This is a genomic window from Nocardia sp. NPDC004123, from assembly GCF_053603795.1.
This window is the reverse complement of record NZ_JBSGGG010000007.1, coordinates 263232-281059: the sequence shown is the minus strand read 5'-3', so window position 1 is coordinate 281059 and position 17828 is coordinate 263232. Positions and strand designations below refer to the sequence as shown.

Genomic DNA, 17828 nt, shown 5'->3' with positions numbered 1-17828 from the left:
AGCGGTGCCGCCGGACCACTCCCGCGCTTTGACCCGCGACGAAGTGACTGCGGTGCTGGGTTTGGATGCGCCGCTGCGCGAGCGGGTGCTCTGGCACATGCTCTACGAGACAGCGGCCCGCGCCGAGGAGTTGCTGTTGCTCGACATCCCGGACCTGGACATGCCGAACAGGTGCGCCACCGTGATCCGCAAGGACGGCGCGACCGACATCGTGGCCTGGCAAACTGGCACCGCCCGGCTGTTGCCGCGCCTGCTGGCCGGCCGCCACACTGGCCCGCTGTACCTGACCGACCGCAAGGCGAAATCCGGTGTCGCCAAAGCCGATACCGACTCCGACAGCGGGCGCGCACGGTTGTCGTACCGACGGGCGCTCGAGGTCTTCGAGGACCACACCGCCACGTTCGCGGGGTCCGGTCACATTGCATCAGCTGCGGCATTCGAAACTGACCCATGCCGCCGAGGACGGAGCGTCCACGCCGATGCTGATGCGCATCAGCGGGTACACCTCGGTACGGTCACTGGCCAAATACGCCCGCCCCTCCGCGGAGACATTGATGGCCTGGCAGGCCCGCACCGACCCAGCAGCATGGCGGCGGACGTGACCTCGATCTGCCGATCAGGCTTTGAACGAGTACAGGCTGGCCAGGCAGAGTGTCTGCTCGGCGTCGAACCATTCGAAGGTGCTGACCGGCTGGAATCCTAGGCGGGCCGCGAGTCCGAGAGAGCGTTCGTTGGCCGTCTGTGTCGAGATCAGGACCGGTTGGTCAGGGAGTTCGTCTGCGGCCGTGCGCAATACGGCGGTGGCGGCCTCGCTCGCCAGTCCTGCGCCCCAGGCGTCGGGCCGCATCAGGAAATCCAGTTCCAGTTCCTCCCCGTCGTCGAGGACGTGGCCGGGCCAGTCGGCGGGGCGACGCTTGAGCTCGAATGTTTCCAGAAGGTCGCCGGTGGCTTTGTCGGCGATGATGAAGCTGCCGGGAGTGGCGGTGGCGTTGGCTGCGCCGCCGATCCTGTCCAAGTACTGCTCAACACTCTTCCGCGGAAGCAGGCCGCCGATGTAGGCCCCGACCTGCGGGTCTGTTCGTAGCTCGATGAGCCTTTCCCGATCGGTGTCGAGCGCCTTGCGCAGCAGGACCCGGTCCGTTGCGATCCGGACGGCGGACAGCATCGACAACTGGTTCATGAGGCCAATCCCCTTGCTCGACGTCGATCCATCAGAGCATGTCGCCCGGTCACACCATCGATCACCGCCCGCACCGACCACCGCTGAACCCTGTGCTTGGCCGTGAGGTGGCGAACCGGCATCTCGGCACGTCGGATCCCGCCGTCATAGCATTACGTTGGGCCGATGATCGTTTGGCTTAATGGCACCCACGGCGCAGGCAAGACAACGATCAGTGCACTTGTGCAGCAACTCATCCCGGACTCACGGGTGTTCGACGCCGAGAAAGTCGGCGAAACGCTCATGGACATCACGCCGGGGCTGCCCGAGACCGACAACTTCCAGCACTGGCCGCCGTGGCGGCCGCTCGTGGTCGAGACAGCCCGCCGGATACTCGACTACACCGGCGGCGCCGTGGTGATGCCCATGACTGTCCTGGTCGAGCAGTACTGGCGCGAAATCAGCGCGGGCCTCGCCCACCACGCCATCCCGGTCAGAAATTTCGTCCTCCACGCCGACCAAGACACCCTCCGCAGCAGTATCGAGGCAGCCACCCCCGTCCCCTCCGCGTTCCGGCTCAAATATCTGGAGCCCTACGCCGAGGCGGCCCGCACGTGGCTACACAGTGAGGCCGAGGTCGTCGACACCACGCACCTCACACCCGCCCAGGCCGCACTGCAGATCGCAGAGGCCATCAAGGGATGAGACCCCTCCCGCCCTGGCGGCAGTGGTTATCCGGGTAGGCCATTCCACAGACTGGCGGTAGAAGACGAGTGTCAGCAGTAATGCCGGTGACCGCGGTCACGCGGGCATCGGAAGATCAACGGGCAGAGCGCCGTAGGACCGTCGACAGTGCGCGCTCATGCCGAATATGGTTTACGACAGCCCTCGAACGGCGGCGATCGGGGCACCGTGGAGGGCTAGAGCCGGTACCGATAGACAGTTTTCGACGCGTGCGAGCGCGTTGCCGTATTGACTGGTGCAAATCTCACCAAGTGCGCCGTACACCGACGACGGATCAATGAATGGAAGGACGTGGACCTCGAACAGTGCTCGAACGTCATCGGGGTGTTGGCACACGGCCACGTCACCATCCTCGAGCGCCCAGCGTAAGTAGACGGCGGCCTTGCGCAGGTCCTCGTTCCCGTTCTTCTCCGCATGGCGCCAGACGTATTTGAAGGCATTACCGAGCAATGATCGAAACCTGTGGATGACCGGGCGGGAGCACCTTCCCGGATGATCTGAAAGACAACGGGTTTCGATCTGCTCGGCGCGCCAACGCCGGACGGGAAGGTACGTCCCATGCTCAAGGTAATCGACGGCGGCGCCGAGTCCAATCCGGACGGTGCGGCGGGTCCGGTGTCGGGTTCTGCGATCGACGAGATCGTGCGAGAGGGCGCGCGGCGGATGCTGGCCGCGGCGTTGCGGGCAGAGGTCGCCACCTATATCGACTGCTTCGCCGACCAGGTCGACGAGTCGGGCCCGCGGCCGGTGATACGCAACGGCTACCACACCGAACGGCAGGTTATGACGGCCGCCGGCGCGGTCACCGTGGCCGCACCGCGTGTCAACGACAAGCGTGTGGACCCAGAAACCGGTGAGCGTCAACGGTTTTCCTCGGCGATCCTTCCAGCCTGGTATCGCCGCTCCCCGCAGGTGAGCGAAGTGTTGCCGCTGCTGTATCTGCACGGGCTGTCCTCCGGCGACTTCGGTCCCGCGCTCAAGCAGTTCCTCGGGTCCGGAGCCGGACTGTCGGCGGCGTCGATCACCCGGCTGACCGCGTCGTGGCAGGACGAGGCGAAAGCCTTCGCCTCTCGCGATCTGTCCGGCACTGACTATGTGTATCTGTGGGTCGATGGCATCCACACGAAAGTGCGCCTGGAGCAGGAGAAATTGTGCCTGCTGGTGATGCTCGGGGTCCGTACCGACGGCCGCGAGGAGCTGGTGGCGATCAGCGACGGCTATCGGGAATCGACCGAGTAATGGGCCGATCAGCTGTGGAACTGCCGCCGCCGCGGCATGACCGCGCCCGTGCTGGCCATCGGGGACGGCGCGCTCGGGTTCTGGCACGCGCGGCGCGATGTGTTCCCGCAAACCGGCGAACAGCGCTGCTGGTTCCACAAATCGGCGAATGTTCTTGCCGCGCTGTCAAAATCGGCGCATCCTGGGGCGCTCGCGGGGTTGAAGGAGATCTACAACGCCGAGGACATCGATCACGCTCAGATCGCGATCAGGGCATTCGAAATCGATTATGGCGCAAAATATCCCAAAGCCGTGGCGAAGATCGGGCTGTTGCAAAATGCGCCGAGTCGGCGATTGTGACGTCATGTTGGGGGGCCAAATGACCTGCGGCCCTGCATGATCGGTCGACAGCGGTCCACGTAGACATGTGACTCAGGTCACGGCTGAAATCCGCGCCTAATTTGCAACAGCCCGAAGATCGTCGACGACGCCGACGTGCTGCTGGAATTCTACAGATATCCAGCCGAACACTGGATCCATCTGCGCACTACGAACCCGATCGAGTCGACCTTCGCCTCGGTCCGGTTGCGGACCAAGGTCACCAAGGGACCTGGCTCCCGCGCGGCAGGAATCGCCATGGCCTACAAGCTGATCGAGGCTGCCCAGACCCGCTGGCGCAAGGTCAACACCCCCGAACTCGTCGTGCTCGTCCGCAACGGTGCCCAGTTCCAGCCTTCCACTGTCGTTCCTGGTCGTGGGGTGGTTTGTGAGTGTTCAGGCGGTCGATAGCATGGTGGTGGCGTGCCACAACTGCCGCCAGGTAGTGGCCCAAGGCCAGTGAGCGGGCAGGTGCAGGACAGGTTTTCGCTGTGGGCGTGAGAGACGAGCAGGGACGGCGATGATCTTGCGGCGCAACGTGGTTCCGCGTGCTCTGCCCAGTCGCGGGTCAGCGAGTGCGCCAGCGGCGCGCAGCAGGTTGTGCGCGATCGCCGCGCACAACACCCAGGCGGAGTTCGCGCCGAAGCGCCCGGACGGCATGTGTGCCAGTGGGCCGTCGATCAGGTCGGCGAACACGGTCTCGATGACGGCGTGGCGGCGGTGGGTGAGGTCGGCATCGACGGTGGGTTCGGTCGAATCGGTGAAGAAGGGGTGAAACCGCCAGACCGGGAACAGTTCGTCCTGGCGGGCGGCGTCTTTGACGCGGCGCACGATCAGCCGGGCGGTGACCCGGTCGGGTTTGGAAGCGAAAGCGGTATACGGGATTTCGGCGACCTCGGCGTCGGAGATCCATTCACCGCTGTCGGGATCGCGGACCGCGCCGGGGTATTTCACCGGTGTCCACGCATCAGCGGGGATCGACGCGATCGCCCGCGCCACGGCGCGGTTTTTCGTCAACACTAACGAGAACCGGGCTCCGTGGCGGTGACACGCGCTGATCACGGCCCGGCCGCCGAAGGCGGAATCCCCGCGCACCAGGATCTCACCGGTCACCCCGGCCGCGCGGGCGGTGGTGACGGCTTGGGCGACCATCCGCCCGGCCCCTTTGGCCGATCCCGCTCTCCCGGCGCGCAACCGCATTCCCGCGATCACCGGCGCAGCCAGGTCGGTGCTGATCGTGGTCGCCAGTGGTGAAAGCCCTTTGCGCAGAACCTGTTTGCCCGAAATCTTGGTGAACCCGTAGGACGCGCCCTGCTTGGCATACCCATACACCGGCCTCAACAGCGAATCGATATCGACGAACGCCCGCTGGCCGGCGCCGGGGGAGCAGATCGGCCCGCGCACACAACCGCGACAGGTGCGCGCCCAGCACCGATTCGAGCTGACGGGCATGCCCGAAGCTGAACTCCCGCAACAGGGTTCCGACCGTCGACGGCGCATACACCCGGTCGAACGGCCTTCATGCCGCCGCTGCGCAGCACATCGATATCGTCGATGCTGTCCGCACCGGCACACATCCCGGCGATCAGTGTCACCAGCTTCGGGCCCGCGTTCGCCGACCCGGACCTGATCCGCGGCGCGGCGATCGACACCCTCTCTGCCAGCAGCCCGTCCAGCCCGGTCTGCTCGGCCAGCCGCATCACCGGCACCAGACCGGCCAGCGACACGAGATTCCGATCATCGAACACCGCTGACTCCGCGGCGAACCTATGCGAAACTTGCACCCGACGTGCCCTTCTGAAACCGGACCGATCACTGCCTAGACAACAGCGATCATCCCAGCTCGAAGGGCACTTTTCTCATTCATTGCACACCGACGGACACAAGCCCGTCGGTGGATCGAGGTTTAGCGGTCGATCGAATCCGCGCTCAGTTTTCTGGGCTGGACTTTCTTCCTGTCGATCCGAGGCCGGTGACGTGTCGGTCCCCTTAGACCGTGTCTCACGTCGTCGTGATTCGTTTGTGGCGTGTCGGATTCTGTTGCGCGGCATGATGTCCGGCCGTGATTGACGAGTTGTCGCGCCGGCTGGTGCCGGACGAGTTGTGGGAGCTGGCCGAGCCGCTGCTGCCGAGGTTCGGCCCGCGCAAGCAGGGCGGCGGTACCGCGCCGACCGACCGGACGGTGTTCACCGCGGTGGTTTACGTGCTGACCAGCGGTTGTGCATGGCGGCTGCTGCCACCGTCGTTCGGGGTCACCGTGCCGACGGCGCATCGCCGGTTCACCGTGTGGACCAGGGCGGGTCTGTGGCGGCGCTTGCACCGGGCGGTGCTCGACGAGCTGGGCAGCCAGGGCTTGATCGACTGGTCACGGGCGGTGATCGACGCGGCGTCGGTGCGAGCGAAAAAGGGGGCGATCTGACCGGACCGAATCCGGTCGATCGCGGCAAATCCGGCTCGAAGATCCACGTCCTGTCGGACCGTGCGGGAATCCCTCTGGCCGTGGGCGTTTCGGCAGCCAACACCAACGACGCCGAAGCGCTCAAACCGCTCGTCAAGGCGATACCCGCGATGCGTTCGCGGCGCGGACCGCGGCGGTGCAGACCCGCGAAACTGCACGCGGACAAGGCTTATGACATCGCTGATCTGCGCCGCTGGGTCCGCGGCCGGGGCACCGCCGTCCGGATCGCTCGCAAAGGCATCGAATCGTAGCAGCATCTCGGAAAACACCGCTGGGTCATCGAGCGCACGATCTCGTGGCTGACCGGCTACCACCGGCTCAACCTGCGGTTCGAGCGCAAGGGCATCCACTTCTGCGCCTTCCTCACCCTGGCCGCTGCACTCACTTGCTACAAGAAGCTGGCGAAGGCGAAATCAGCGACGTGAGACATGGTCTTAGCCCGACTAGTCACAGTGCTGCGCTACCAGCCAGTGCCGGATTGCTGGCTGGATGATCCTACGTCGTTTGGATCGAGCGCATTAAATTCAGCCGCGTTGCCACATTCGCGGCTTCGTCCGGCCACGATCCCTGCGACAAAACCCAATCACTAGGCCCGCAGGTATCAACGATATCAACGCCGACCACCGTACTTTCGGCGGTTCAATGGCCGAGGTGATCGAACGTCAGCCTGGCGTGCCGGTGCCAACTTCCGCCTCTCTGATGTGGCGCGGACGACGGCTGCGATCAGGTTGATGACCGCTGCGAGAAGACGCACCGATCCGTCCGAGGCGAATTCGAACCAGTCGTTCATTTCCATCCAATGTTCGTGGTGTGCAAGGTGACACAGGCCTGATGGAACGAGGCTTGCAAGCGGTGGCGATTGTCCGACAGACACGGACACACATGGCTTCTTCCTCGCAGGTCGGAGCGTGGCTGTCCGGCCCCGGACAGACGTCGGACAGGCTGTCCGGTCGCTATAGTGACTGCGGTATCAAGATCTGATTGGCCGACGGGGTGCGGGGGCGATGGACAACGACAGGTCGGCGGCAACACGAGAACAGCTGTCCAGCATCACCGGACCGGAGCAACTCGGTGCCGCGCTGCGCTCGGTGCGTGAAGGAGCGGGGCTCTCGATCCGAGGCCTCGTACAGCGGGCCGCCGAGCAACGCCCTTCCGGCAGAACACCATTCCGTAAGAACCTCATCGAAGACATGGAGAAGGGCCACAGGATTAATTCCGTCGATGATGATGATCGGCTCGACCTATACCTCTCGCTATGCGGTGTAACAGCGGAGGAGCTGACCGAATGGCAGCATGTGTTCCGACGGGTGTTTGGCGTTACCGAACCCGCTGGCCCCGGGGGCACACCTCACGGTGTTTCGGACGCGCGGGCGGATGGAGCGATCGGCATCGGCGCGACAAGGCGGCCGAGAGCTGCGTACGCCGTGTTAGGAGCCACCGCGGCTGTACTGTGCTCAGCGATCATCATGGGGGTGCACGAGATGACCTCGAATAGGTCAACCGCGTCCACAGCCCTGTACTCAACGCCCCCGGGACCGGGGTTCCGGACGATCTCGGGAGATCCAGCGCAGGCTGGGTCACCGCCCTTAACGGTTGCCGTGACGACGCCGCTGCACAGCGGCGCAAGTATGGGCAAGTTCGCGCTGCCGGGTGTATTGGATCTGGACGGCGCCGCTATCACGAAGTTCAACGCCGAAGTCATCACCAACTCCGACATCTTCCAGCGCTGGCAGGAGGACAACGCCGCGACGCCTGTCTCACGCGGGACGACCGATCTTACGGTCACAAACGCATGGAGCGAGCCGGTCCGAATAATCCGAATGTCGGCAGTGAAGCAATGCGATAAACCGTTGCACGGGACGTACTTTCAACCGCCCGCCGAGGGTGGCGTGGAAAGCAATATTTCGCTGGGCGTCGATCTCGATGCCGCCGACGGTGTCTTCCAGGAGATGTACTACACCGCTGACGGATTCCACCCCGCGGGACCTGACTACTTCGAGAAGAACACGATCACATTGGCGCCAGGGGAAAGTCAGGCCTTCACGATCGGGGCGTTCGTGACGAACTTCAGCTGTACATTCAAGATCCGAACATTCGTGGCTGACAAGAACTCGACGGTATTCCAGGACATCGACTTCCACGGCAAGCCTTTTCAAGTGACAGGGTTAGCAGGTCCTGTGGCCATAGAGAACCCTTACTCCGGGTATGGGGCCATGTACGTGCCCAACCAGTCACGGACGTGGATGCGCGAAGACCCTCGGACCGCAGTGAAATGATCCCTCGACTGGTCGGCATGGCGATGTCCGTCGTGATCGTGCTCGCCACCCTGGTTGGCCTGACATCCGACGAACCGATTCCCGGATGGATCCTGCCGAAAGGTGATTCCCGCGAGTTTGTCTATACCACGCCTACCCAGTTCGTCGTGATCCGAGACGGCGCGCCACTCGCCATCTCCCGTGGTGTCTTCCGTCAGGACGACCCGATCACCTGGACCAACAGCGGCGAGTTCGTCGCGTTCCTGTCGAACCCGCCTCGCGGACAGTACGAATACCGGGAACTCGTTTTCATCGACGCGAACTCTGGTGCGGAACAACGGATTCCTTGCCCGGGGTGTTCAGACATTACTGCTTTCCAGCGCAATTCGATCGTGGCAACTCGCGCCAGTCCGGGATGGACGCAGGCCTTCCTGCGGTTCGACTTGAAGGCTCCCGCGCCGGGATTGGAGATCGATCTCGGCGATCGAGCCGACGTGACGCTGGAAACCGGCAGCAATTTCCGGCTACTCGTCCGAGAGCGCGAGCCACAGACAGAGGAGTCCGGTCTCGTCTTCGTTTCGCCACCGACCTATGCGAGAAGCTGGATCAAAAAGGAATCGAACGGCCACGCGCTCCCTACCACGGCAGCGCCTTCCTCCGACCGGATGGCAGAGTATTTCCTATCCGTCCGATCCGGCGGTGCTACGACTTCCAACCGGGGGTGCGACACCCACTTGTGGCTGTCACTAATCTCCGGCGATGGGTCGGTGCGCATGACCGACGCCTCCGCGGCCGAGCCTCCCGGTTTCCGCACCGACGGTCATGGCGAGATCTGGATGGACGATGCTTGGTGGGGATCCGACGGACGCCTCCACGCCACGTTCACCACTTGGAGGTGTACAGAAGGCACCCGTGAAGTCACCGAAAGACTTGCGAACGGTCAGATTTCGCGTATGCCAGTCCTTGAGCGGGCACCTTACCGCGAACCCACTCTATGGACGCTCGACAGCAAGACCCTTCGCTGGCTGCCGGAGCCGGGGGCGCCTTCCGCCCGTATGTCCCGCTATATCGGCCGAGGCCAGGCTATTCAGCTACGTTCCCCCAGCTGCCTGACCGATGCTCACGCCTGCCAGCACGGCAACCTGTATCACCACGACGGCACTGGAGATCAACTGGTAGCCACCGACGTCATGACGATCTCGGCGCAGCCATCGGCCCTGGCTCCGACATCCAACTCGTGCCTAGTCGAGATCCCCGGGGTGGGGATTGCCGATATCGTTGTCCGCCAAGGTGACATCACATGCGAGCGGGCCAAACATATCTACGACGAGTACGAACACGGCGGTCTCCCCAAATCTGGCAACGCCCAGCACGCCGGCACCGCTGAGTGGCACTGCTCCTCGCCCACCGCGGGTCAACATACGTCCACTGGGGTCGTTGTCACGTGCACAGGCCCACCGGCTAATACCTACGACTGGCTCTTTGAGGTAGTCGACGTCTCCTGCGGCACCGACCTCTGGTCATCCCTCATCGACGCCGCAATCACAACGCTCCCAACTGAATCCATCACCCACGTACCCTGGTCCAGAGATCCTCGCACGTTCGAGGGAAACTATGACCCCTGTAAGACGCTCTCTGCGGTCGTAATCACGATCGATGGCGCCACAGGCAGTTCCCCCGACCAGGTCCTCATTTTCCACAAGGGCGTATTTATCGGCACCGCGACCTCCCAGGCACACGGATTCACGTCACTGGACACCCGCAATACGACGGACGACACTGTCGCCCTCACCTACAAGCTCCCCGGCAGCTGCAACGCCTGTCCGGATGCGACTTACTTTCCCGTTGAGATCCATTGGAACGGCCACGCACTCACGATGACCGGAACGCCGCCGAACTGACCGAGGCCGTATTTGCAAGCCGGACGCGGCGATGGGCCGGTGCCGCCGAAGCGGTACAGGCCGACCCCATCAGGCTCAGTTCGTGCAATGAGCCCTTTCGCCAGGGCCTAGTGGCATCGCGGTCTCCGGCGCGACCGACCTCCGGGCATGACTGTGTCTATCGAGGCCCATTTCGATTGGTATCGGAGTACGTCGGACCCGTTCCAGACGCCTACCTGTGGAGGCACTGAGGCGGCGCCAAGGCTGTGACCGGTGGCCTACCGAACTCTGAATCGCTCAGCGGAGACCTAGGTCCGGGGTAGCCCGCTTAAGATCGTCTGCCAGCGCTCGTTGATCAGGTTAGTGTCGACCGTGGGTGTCATGTTGGGCTTGAAACAGCCGAAGAGCTTCCTGGTTTCGACGAACGATATTCCGCACTCCTGCTGGAGGATCCACAGGACTCGCATGGGTCTCAGCGGCTCGGGGTGCTCTTGCTGGGCCAAGCGCTCCAAGACCTCCATGAACGTCGCGCTCCCGAAGACCAGAACTCGCAATCCGCTATCACTCAACACAGCAGCCTCGGCTGAACCGCGCCCGGACCATGCGGTTTGGGGTGAGAAGAACATGTCATGGCGTCAGCTTTCCTGCGGCCGTAGGTGACCGCATTCGAGTTCGGTGCCCGACCGATTGACTGGGCCCCGATGGCAGGTCCACCGGCTATGCGAGTTGTTGTTGCTCGAACTCGGTCGGTGACCATTGCTCGCGGAATGCTTGTGGGGTAAGGAAACCCAGTGATCCGTGTGGTCGGTAACTGTTGTACTCGATGCGCCAGTCCTCGGCAAGGACATGCACCTCGGTCAGGGAGTGGAACACCTCGCAGGTGAGGAACTCGTCGCGGAATCGGCCGTTGAACGACTCGCAGACCCCGTTCTGCCAGGGCGATCCCGGATCGATGAACGACGCGTCGACACCGGTGAACCGGCACCAGTCGGTCATCGCGTGCGCCGTCATCTCGGTGCCGTTGTCCATCCGAATGTGCACCGGTCTCCGGCCGGTAGCCGCGATGATCTCGTCGAGCACCTCCACCAGACGGTCGGCGGTGCACGAACGAAATGCTCTGGTAGCCAGGGCTTCTCGGGTGAACTCGTCGACGATGTTGAGAAACCGCAACTGCCGGCCATCGACGGTGACGTCGACTTGGAAGTCCAACGCCCACATCTGATCCGGAAACGACGCCCTCATGCGCTGGTTGCGGCCGGTCCCGACGCGCCGCTTCTTGCGCGCCCGGCTCGGCCTCTTCAAACCCTCCTCGCGCCAGAGTCGTCGCGTCCGTTTATGGTTGGTGACCAGCCCTTCGCCGCGACACAGCGCGTGTGCTTTGCGCCAACCTCACCGCGGCTGCTTGCGCGAGATCACGCGCAGGCGAGCACGCAGCGTTCGTTCGATCTCAGCGACCGCCGGCGGGCGGCGTTGCACCGACCGCGACTGTCCAGCCACCCGGCATGCGCGGCGTTGTGACACCCGAAACCGTTGCTGCAGAACCACTACGGCCCTGCGGCGACGATCCGGGTTCAGTAGTTTCCCCAGTTCAGCTCCTTGAGCATGTCGATGTCGAGGGCCTGCTGGGCGACCATCTTCTTCAGCCGGGCATTCTCGCGCTCGAGCTCCTTGAGCCGTTTGGCGTCGTCGGACTTCATGCCGCCGTACTGGGACTGCCAGCGATGCCAGGATGCCTCGGAGATCTTGAGGTGTTTGCACACCTCCTCGATCGAGAACTTTTCACCGAGCAGCTTCTCGCCCTCACGGAGCTTGCGGATGATCTGCTCGGGGGTGTGTCGTCGTCGCGCCATGTCGTGATCCCGTCCTCCTGCACCCATTCTGGTGCATCAGAACTCTCACAACCGCTGGACCTGCTCAAAGGGCTCCAGTCACGATCCTGAACGACGATCTCAGTACGAGAGCCTGTCCAGACCACGACGCCGTCTTCGTGCCATGCCACATCGAAGTCCACATTCCCTGGTACCTGGTTCGCGTGGTCTGCCTCGTGGAACTCGAGGGCGATCACATCTCCCGGGAGGAGCCAGTAGTCCCTGGCCCAAGGCTCGACCCATACAGTGAAACTCTTGTCGGAGTATGGGTTTGTGAAACATGACCTTGGGCATGCCCGAGGGTAGGACAACGGGCTGGCTATCGCCCGCTTAACCGCCGGGCGACCCGATTGATGTCAGTCGTTATCGGGTAGTGGGATTTCGATCATGGTTTCATCCTCAAGTGCCGGATCGGATCTCCCGTTCGAGCACCTCGTCGGGGGAGGCGTGGGCGGCCGAGTTCGGGGAGTGAAGAGGGCATTGATCTGCGAGTCGCCGATCTCGAAGGCGGCTTCGTTGTAGGGCTGGATCACACTGGGACGGTGGTCGATTCGCGGACCGCGCTCTGGCAGATCGGCGAGTCGGACCCGTTCGGTGATGGCGTCGCTGCCGTTGGCCATCCAAAGGGCCCAGACCGGCCCTGCCGGGCCGTCTGGGTGGCGCAGGCCCCGGTTGGTCGTGGCGATCACCAGGCCGGGGTCAAAGCTGCCGAGCGCGCGGTGTAGTTCGGTCCGCAATCCGGTTTCGCGGCGGGCGGAGTGAACTGAAAACAGCAGGATTCCGAAGTTGTCGGTTGGGAAGCTCTGGTAGTCGGCAAGTTTGGCGGTGACCGTTCTCAAGGACTCGGTGCCGGTGTCGTATTCGAGGAAGAACCGCACAGCGTGACCGTGTTCTTCCCAGCAGCCGTAGCCGTCGGGATGGAGTTGATCGTCACGCGGGATCCCTGTCCAGAATATGTCGGTGCATTGTTTCTCCGACCACCACTGTGTCAGTCCCAGTACTGGGTTCCTCGGCGCGAGGTCCGGGTGGCGGGCCGGATTGCGGTGAGCGGCGAGATCGCAGAAGAAGCCGTTGACACCAAGCCGGTGGTCGAGGGTTGGGGAGCAGGCCAGTCGTTCCAGGCTGAGGGCGTAGGCGGCTGGAGTGGGTGGTTTCTGGGCGCGCTGGGCGGCGATGAGGCGTGCGCCGGGATAGCCGAGGGCGTGGCGGGTTTGGCTGGTGCCTCCGCCGTAAAGGGATTCGCGGAAGGCGAAGAGCATGCCCATCTCACGGAGGGGACCTGCATCGGGGTGCCTGCCACGGTGCACGCAACGTCCGCTACGCGGCCCTACGGGGGAATATGTATGACTATTGACATTCATTCTGGATTTCGCCCCCGCACCTCGAATGTGCGCCCGACCGGCCCGTTTGTCGTTGGCGTGTTCGGCGTTTGGGGTGGCGGCGATAGGACGCCGAGCATCCGCCGACCCATCCACGCCACCAAACGCCGCCCCACCCCCGACCGGGTTGTCTCCTGGCCATTCATTGGGCATCGCCGCCGACCGGTTGCCGGGCACCTACCGCCCGGATCATGATGTCCGGCCCGTCGACCAGTACCGCCCGGTTCGTATGCTGGTCTGTCAGGTCCGCAGAGTAAAAGAGCCGCAGGTCGTTGACCTGTGGCTCTTTTGTTTTTCCGTCAATGCACGAACCCGAGAAGTGCCCTACGTAGTACCCTACGTTTATGAAGGCCAAAACGAGCGTGTACCTGGATCCCGAGCAGGCTGCCCGTCTCAAGGAGGCGGCCGAAGCTTCGGGGCGATCGGAAGCTGATTTGATCCGCGAGGGGATCGAGCTGGTGCTGTTGCGGTCGCACCGGGTCGTCCGGACCCGTCCGTGGCCGTCGTTCGATTCCGGCGATCCTGGGTTCGCCGCCAATAGTGAGGAATTGCTCGGCGAGGCATACGGCGAGTGAGCTTCTTCATTGCCGACACCTCGGCCATCATCGCCGCTTACGACCGCGCCGCGGAACTGCACGAACAAGCCCGGGAATTCCTCGCCACCTCGGTCGCGGTTGTCTCGCCGCTGGTGCTGGACGAGATCGATCATCTGCTCATCGCACGGTTCGGAAAAGACCGCCGCATAGCCGATCTCGTCCTCGATGATCTGCTCACCTCGGCCGAGGAGGGCGCGGTGCTCGTGCCGCAGGTCGACCGCGACGATTTCCGAGTTGCCCAGAAGATCATCGAGCAGTATCGCGGCCTCCGGCTCGACCTGGCTGATGCGGTCACTGTCGTGCTTGCCGAGCGCTACCTCACCAACGACATACTGACGTTGGATGAGAAGGACTTTCGCGCCGTGCGACCCCTGACACCCGCTCATCCGTCATTCCGGCTTTTGCTCCAGGGCGACTGAACCGCAGACAACCGTGGCCGGGTACCGATCGCCCGAATCATGATGTCCGGCCCGTCGACCAGCACCGCCCGGTTCGTATGCTGGTCCGTCAGGTCCACTCGCAAGGATCCGCAGGTCAGAGGACCTGCGGATGTTCTTCTTTCTGCTTCCGGTCAAAGCCCCAGTGCCGGATCCTGGTTGGCCAAGATGGCTGAGGCGGTCTCGCCCTGAGTTCGATGCTGGCGTGGCAGCGCGCGCCACGCGGAGTGTTCGGGTACGAGATGAGTGGCCAGGTTAGAGATCCGGCGTCGGTCAGAGCCGGCGAAGTCGGCACGTTCCGCGAACGGATCCTCGACGCATGCCAGCAGCGCGGCGGCGTCGTGAAGGTGCCGGTCCCGATCTCGGGAATCCGTCGGGTAAGCCGCTGCCTCGAGAATCACGGCCCCGAATGGGCGCGGCGCGGAGATATCGGCGACCAGCCCTGCGCTTATCTCGATGCGTGCGTTGATGGTTCGACGCAGAGCTTGGGTACCACCTTCGATGCGAACCATTTCGCGGCCGCGGAGTCGTTCGACAACCCTAGGTGCCGGATGGTCGGAAATTAGGACGTCGACGTGGTCCTCTGTCGGCGAACCCGCGACGAGATCGACGGTTGTCGTTTGCTCATCCGGTATTTCCAGGTCGCTGTACCTCACTGAAGTCGGCACGCTGGAACGGTCCGGTGAGCTGCGCGACCAGCGATGGATCGGTGTGGATCTCGGCAGTGTGCTTCCACGCGATCAGGTTCCGCATGAACGGCAGGTAATAGCCGGTGTCCACACCGGCGAGCAGATCGTCGAGCAATTCAGTCACAGCTTCGCTGCGGTGCTCCGGCGGTAGCCAAACCAGCCAGGGCAGTTCGACAGCCAGCACCTCTTCCGCCATTACCCGGTTCGCCTTCGCTACCAAAGCGAGCGACCTGGCCGCGATGCGCAGCGCGCCATCCATCGCCCGATACCGTTCGTCGCGCATCAGCACGACGTTCTCCGCGTCCCGCCGCTCGAGCAGTACGTCGGCATCCTCCAGGAGCGGGAACACCGATGTCTGTTTCCTGATCAGCTCGCTGAAGGGTAGTGACCTCATGCATCCATGGTAGCTGGCACTGCTGAATTAGTTCAGCTCTTCGGGTGAAGACTCGTCACCGCCTCGCAGGTACCCGTCGCGCAGATCCGAATGACTCCCCACCGGTCCCCGCGGTCATCGCGGATCAGAGTCTGACTTGGCAGCCGTGTGCTGCAACCGGCGTTCAGGATCTCCTGGCCGGCCGGGTAGCAGCCGCAGCGCGCACGGCGTTGCTCGATGGGCTGGAGTGCGCGAGCGTGCAGACGCCGCTGGATTGGTCGGATCTTGCAGCAGGGCCAACGGAGAGTTTCGAGATTTCGCGGCTGGTGGGACGAGGCCCGAGAGCTTGGTGAGGACCTCATCGAGGCCGGTTCCCGTGTCGGCTGGTGGACGGCCCGCAACTGCAACGAACGCGGGCGGGAGCCACGACCTCGACGAGATCGTAACCACCGCACAACAACTCGCGGCTCGGGCACCGTGACCTACCTCGGAATGGGTTTCACCGCAGCATGGGCCTTCTGGCCCGAACCACACCACGACCCGAACCCGGCTCCACTCGATCGCATCGCGTCCGCCCTGCTGATCAGCAACGAGAAGGATCCGGTAACACCGATCTCCGGAGCCCGAGCGGTACGCACCGCTATCCCGGACTCCCGGCTCGTCACAGTCTCCGGCACGCAACGCCATCTGGTTCTGCCGGAATCCATGCCCAGCGGCCTACCCCGGCACGATCCCCGCTACCAGCGCCTGCGCCACCTCCGCAGTCATCGAATACCTTGTGCACGGACAACTCCCGGAGCTCGACACCATCTGCCAACCGGACCGATAACGAGCCATCAACCTGCACAGGAGGGGTATTGAGGTCGTCACACAACGTGTTGCTGGGGATGGATGGAATCTGCTACAAATCTCAGCTGTGCGCCGCCCGAGCGGCTGTTCGATGAATGTGTTCGAGTACTGGGGTGGGGACTTGTCGTGACTGTCGATGGTGTTGTGGCGGCTCCGGTTGCGCCGGTTGAACGAGTAGTGCGTGGCCGGGGCGGCCGGTTCGAGTTTCTCGATGCGATTCGAGGCTTGGCGGCCTTGGCGGTCGTGATTCAGCACTCGTCGGAGCGCCTCTTTCCGGCGTATTTTCGGTTCTCGCAAGCGCACTTCGGGCTCGGAGAGTTCGGCGTCTTCGTCTTCTTCCTCGTCAGCGGCTTCATCATTCCCGCGTCGCTGGAGCGAGGGCGGTCACTGGGCGCGTTCTGGGTGGGCCGGTTCTTCCGGCTGTACCCGTTGTTCTGGGCCTGCCTGATCGCGGCGATGATCCTGCACTCGATAAACCGATTCGGTCTGCAAGCGGGTTTTCTGGCCCATCCCGTACTCAACTTCATAACGAACCTCACCATGGTGCATTTTTTCATCGGTGGCCCGGACATCCAGATAATCGGCGCCTCCTGGTCGCTGTCATATGAGCTGGCGTTCTATCTGTTCTTGTCGCTGCTGCTGATCGGTCGGCTCAACCGTCGATCGGTACCCCTGGCGGTTCTTGCGGTCGTTTTGATCGTTCCCGGGGCACTACTGCCACCCGCGCTGATCAATGGCTCCCAGGCGAACAGTGTTACGCGTTCGGTGGTCGCGGTCGCGACGATCCTGGTCGCGGTGGTGTTCGCCTGCTCGGCAGCCGACCGCCGCTCGGCCCTGGCCGCGACCCTGCTCGCATTCATCACCGTCCCTTTGGTTCTCAACCAGCCCGGGGCATCGGTGTTGACCTTCGGCTATTTCGCCACCATGTTCGTCGGCACGGTGCTCTACCGGATCACGTCGGGCGAGATCAGCGTGTGGCGAGGGTGGGCGGTGTTCGGATTCGCCATATGTGTGATCTTCGGGATCAGCCTCTTCGTGGAACCCACCGTGGACCAGTTGACGGGGGCCTGGGTCACCTGGCTGAAGCAGCCTGTCACCATCATCCCCGCCTACCTGCTGTTCGCGGTGGCGCTGTTGCTGCGCCGCTATTCCTTCCCGCGCCCGTTGCTGTTCCTGGGGCGGATCAGCTACTCGCTCTATCTCGTTCACGCCCTCGTGCTCGACGGGCCCCGCTGGACCACATCTGTCCTCGGCATTCCCGCGGCCTGGCTTACCTTGTGCACGTGGGTGATCGCGGCGCTGGTGATCGCGGCCGTGACATACCGCACGATCGAGAAGCCGTGTCACAACCTCGGCCACCGTCTGATCGCCAAAATGGACGCACGAAAGCGTGCCGACGGCGATCCCCGACCCGTCGCTGCATAAGACAATCGGCGTCGACGCCTTCGGCTCGAAGTAGCAGGCGTAGGTGCCGCTGCCGCAGTGCAGCGTCGGTGCGATGGCGATTTGGAATAGCTGTGTGCCAACGCTGTACTGCGGGTTCAC

At 63.5% G+C, this 17828-nt stretch carries 14 protein-coding genes and 5 pseudogenes; 12 read left to right on the top strand and 7 right to left on the bottom strand.

The features are described 5' to 3' along the window. The first annotated feature begins 28 nt into the window (after positions 1-28). A complete protein-coding gene (locus ACWEQQ_RS12695) occupies positions 29-703 on the top strand; it encodes a hypothetical protein (RefSeq protein WP_452348289.1) in 675 nt (224 codons plus the stop codon). Here ACWEQQ_RS12695 and ACWEQQ_RS12690 read toward each other — a convergent pair. Next, entirely contained in the window at positions 617-1261 is a 645-nt protein-coding gene (locus ACWEQQ_RS12690; RefSeq protein ID WP_452348288.1) for a GNAT family N-acetyltransferase, read from the bottom strand. The genes ACWEQQ_RS12695 and ACWEQQ_RS12690 overlap by 87 nt on opposite strands. A gap of 84 nt (positions 1262-1345) precedes the next feature. Between ACWEQQ_RS12690 and ACWEQQ_RS12685 the strand changes: the two genes are divergently transcribed. Beyond that, complete coding sequence (locus ACWEQQ_RS12685) at positions 1346-1864, top strand: ATP-binding protein (RefSeq protein ID WP_452348287.1); 519 nt, start codon at positions 1346-1348, stop codon at positions 1862-1864. Between the two features lie 171 nt (positions 1865-2035). On the opposite strand, the gene ACWEQQ_RS12680 is transcribed toward ACWEQQ_RS12685, so the two are convergent. Beyond that, positions 2036-2353, bottom strand: a complete 318-nt coding sequence (locus ACWEQQ_RS12680) for a DUF3310 domain-containing protein (RefSeq protein WP_452348286.1) — start codon at positions 2351-2353, stop codon at positions 2036-2038. 108 nt (positions 2354-2461) lie between these two features. Here ACWEQQ_RS12680 and ACWEQQ_RS12675 point away from each other — a divergent pair. Together ACWEQQ_RS12675 and ACWEQQ_RS12670 are read left to right on the top strand one after the other, a co-directional pair. After that, positions 2462-3439 (top strand): annotated as a pseudogene (locus tag ACWEQQ_RS12675) (IS256 family transposase); the annotation flags it as partial. Positions 3440-3595: 156 nt separating this feature from the next. Beyond that, positions 3596-3910: pseudogene (locus ACWEQQ_RS12670) on the top strand (transposase); the annotation flags it as partial. Here the strand turns inward: ACWEQQ_RS12670 and ACWEQQ_RS12665 are convergent. Then, positions 3896-5283: pseudogene (locus ACWEQQ_RS12665) on the bottom strand (IS1380 family transposase). The pseudogenes ACWEQQ_RS12670 and ACWEQQ_RS12665 overlap by 15 nt on opposite strands. Positions 5284-5561: 278 nt before the next feature. Between ACWEQQ_RS12665 and ACWEQQ_RS12660 the strand changes: the two are divergent. The 4 genes and pseudogenes from ACWEQQ_RS12660 to ACWEQQ_RS12645 all read left to right on the top strand — a co-directional run. Continuing rightward, a pseudogene (locus ACWEQQ_RS12660) lies at positions 5562-6205 on the top strand (IS5 family transposase); the annotation flags it as partial. Positions 6206-6235: 30 nt separating this feature from the next. Further along, positions 6236-6382, top strand: a complete 147-nt coding sequence (locus ACWEQQ_RS12655; RefSeq protein WP_452348324.1) for a hypothetical protein — start codon at positions 6236-6238, stop codon at positions 6380-6382. Positions 6383-6961: 579 nt separating this feature from the next. Continuing rightward, positions 6962-8233 carry a hypothetical protein gene (locus ACWEQQ_RS12650; RefSeq protein WP_452348285.1) on the top strand — a complete coding sequence of 424 codons (1272 nt, stop codon included), beginning with the start codon at positions 6962-6964 and terminating at the stop codon, positions 8231-8233. A 17-nt stretch (positions 8234-8250) separates the two neighbouring features. After that, positions 8251-10113 carry an LppP/LprE family lipoprotein gene (locus ACWEQQ_RS12645; protein ID WP_452348284.1) on the top strand — a complete coding sequence of 621 codons (1863 nt, stop codon included), beginning with the start codon at positions 8251-8253 and terminating at the stop codon, positions 10111-10113. Positions 10114-10809: 696 nt separating this feature from the next. On the opposite strand, the pseudogene ACWEQQ_RS12640 reads toward ACWEQQ_RS12645, so the two are convergent. Continuing rightward, positions 10810-11942, bottom strand: a pseudogene (locus ACWEQQ_RS12640) (IS3 family transposase). 374 nt (positions 11943-12316) lie between these two features. Next, positions 12317-13225: a replication-relaxation family protein gene (locus tag ACWEQQ_RS12635; protein ID WP_452348283.1), complete on the bottom strand. Its 909-nt coding sequence runs from the start codon at positions 13223-13225 to the stop codon at positions 12317-12319. 458 nt (positions 13226-13683) lie between these two features. Here ACWEQQ_RS12635 and ACWEQQ_RS12630 point away from each other — a divergent pair, with 458 nt between their 5' ends. Together ACWEQQ_RS12630 and ACWEQQ_RS12625 are read left to right on the top strand one after the other, a co-directional pair. Next, entirely contained in the window at positions 13684-13914 is a 231-nt protein-coding gene (locus tag ACWEQQ_RS12630; protein WP_452348282.1) for a ribbon-helix-helix domain-containing protein, read from the top strand. Further along, positions 13911-14354 carry a PIN domain-containing protein gene (locus tag ACWEQQ_RS12625; protein ID WP_452339216.1) on the top strand — a complete coding sequence of 148 codons (444 nt, stop codon included), beginning with the start codon at positions 13911-13913 and terminating at the stop codon, positions 14352-14354. The genes ACWEQQ_RS12630 and ACWEQQ_RS12625 overlap by 4 nt, the downstream gene beginning before the upstream one ends. A 152-nt stretch (positions 14355-14506) precedes the next feature. Here the strand turns inward: ACWEQQ_RS12625 and ACWEQQ_RS12620 are convergent, their stop codons facing one another. Both ACWEQQ_RS12620 and ACWEQQ_RS12615 read right to left on the bottom strand, forming a co-directional pair. Then, a complete protein-coding gene (locus ACWEQQ_RS12620) occupies positions 14507-15040 on the bottom strand; it encodes a hypothetical protein (protein WP_452348281.1) in 534 nt (177 codons plus the stop codon). Next, a complete protein-coding gene (locus ACWEQQ_RS12615; protein ID WP_452348280.1) occupies positions 14997-15410 on the bottom strand; it encodes a hypothetical protein in 414 nt (137 codons plus the stop codon). Before ACWEQQ_RS12615 ends, ACWEQQ_RS12620 begins: the two co-directional genes overlap by 44 nt. 261 nt (positions 15411-15671) lie before the next feature. On the opposite strand from ACWEQQ_RS12615, the gene ACWEQQ_RS12610 reads away from it, so the two are divergent. Beyond that, positions 15672-16295, top strand: coding sequence for an alpha/beta hydrolase (locus tag ACWEQQ_RS12610; protein ID WP_452348279.1), 624 nt, complete (start codon positions 15672-15674; stop codon positions 16293-16295). Positions 16296-16409: 114 nt separating this feature from the next. Beyond that, the gene (locus ACWEQQ_RS12605) at positions 16410-17708 is read left to right on the top strand and encodes an acyltransferase family protein (RefSeq protein WP_452348278.1); all 1299 of its coding nucleotides are present in this window, start codon (positions 16410-16412) and stop codon (positions 17706-17708) included. Positions 17709-17828: the final 120 nt, after the last annotated feature.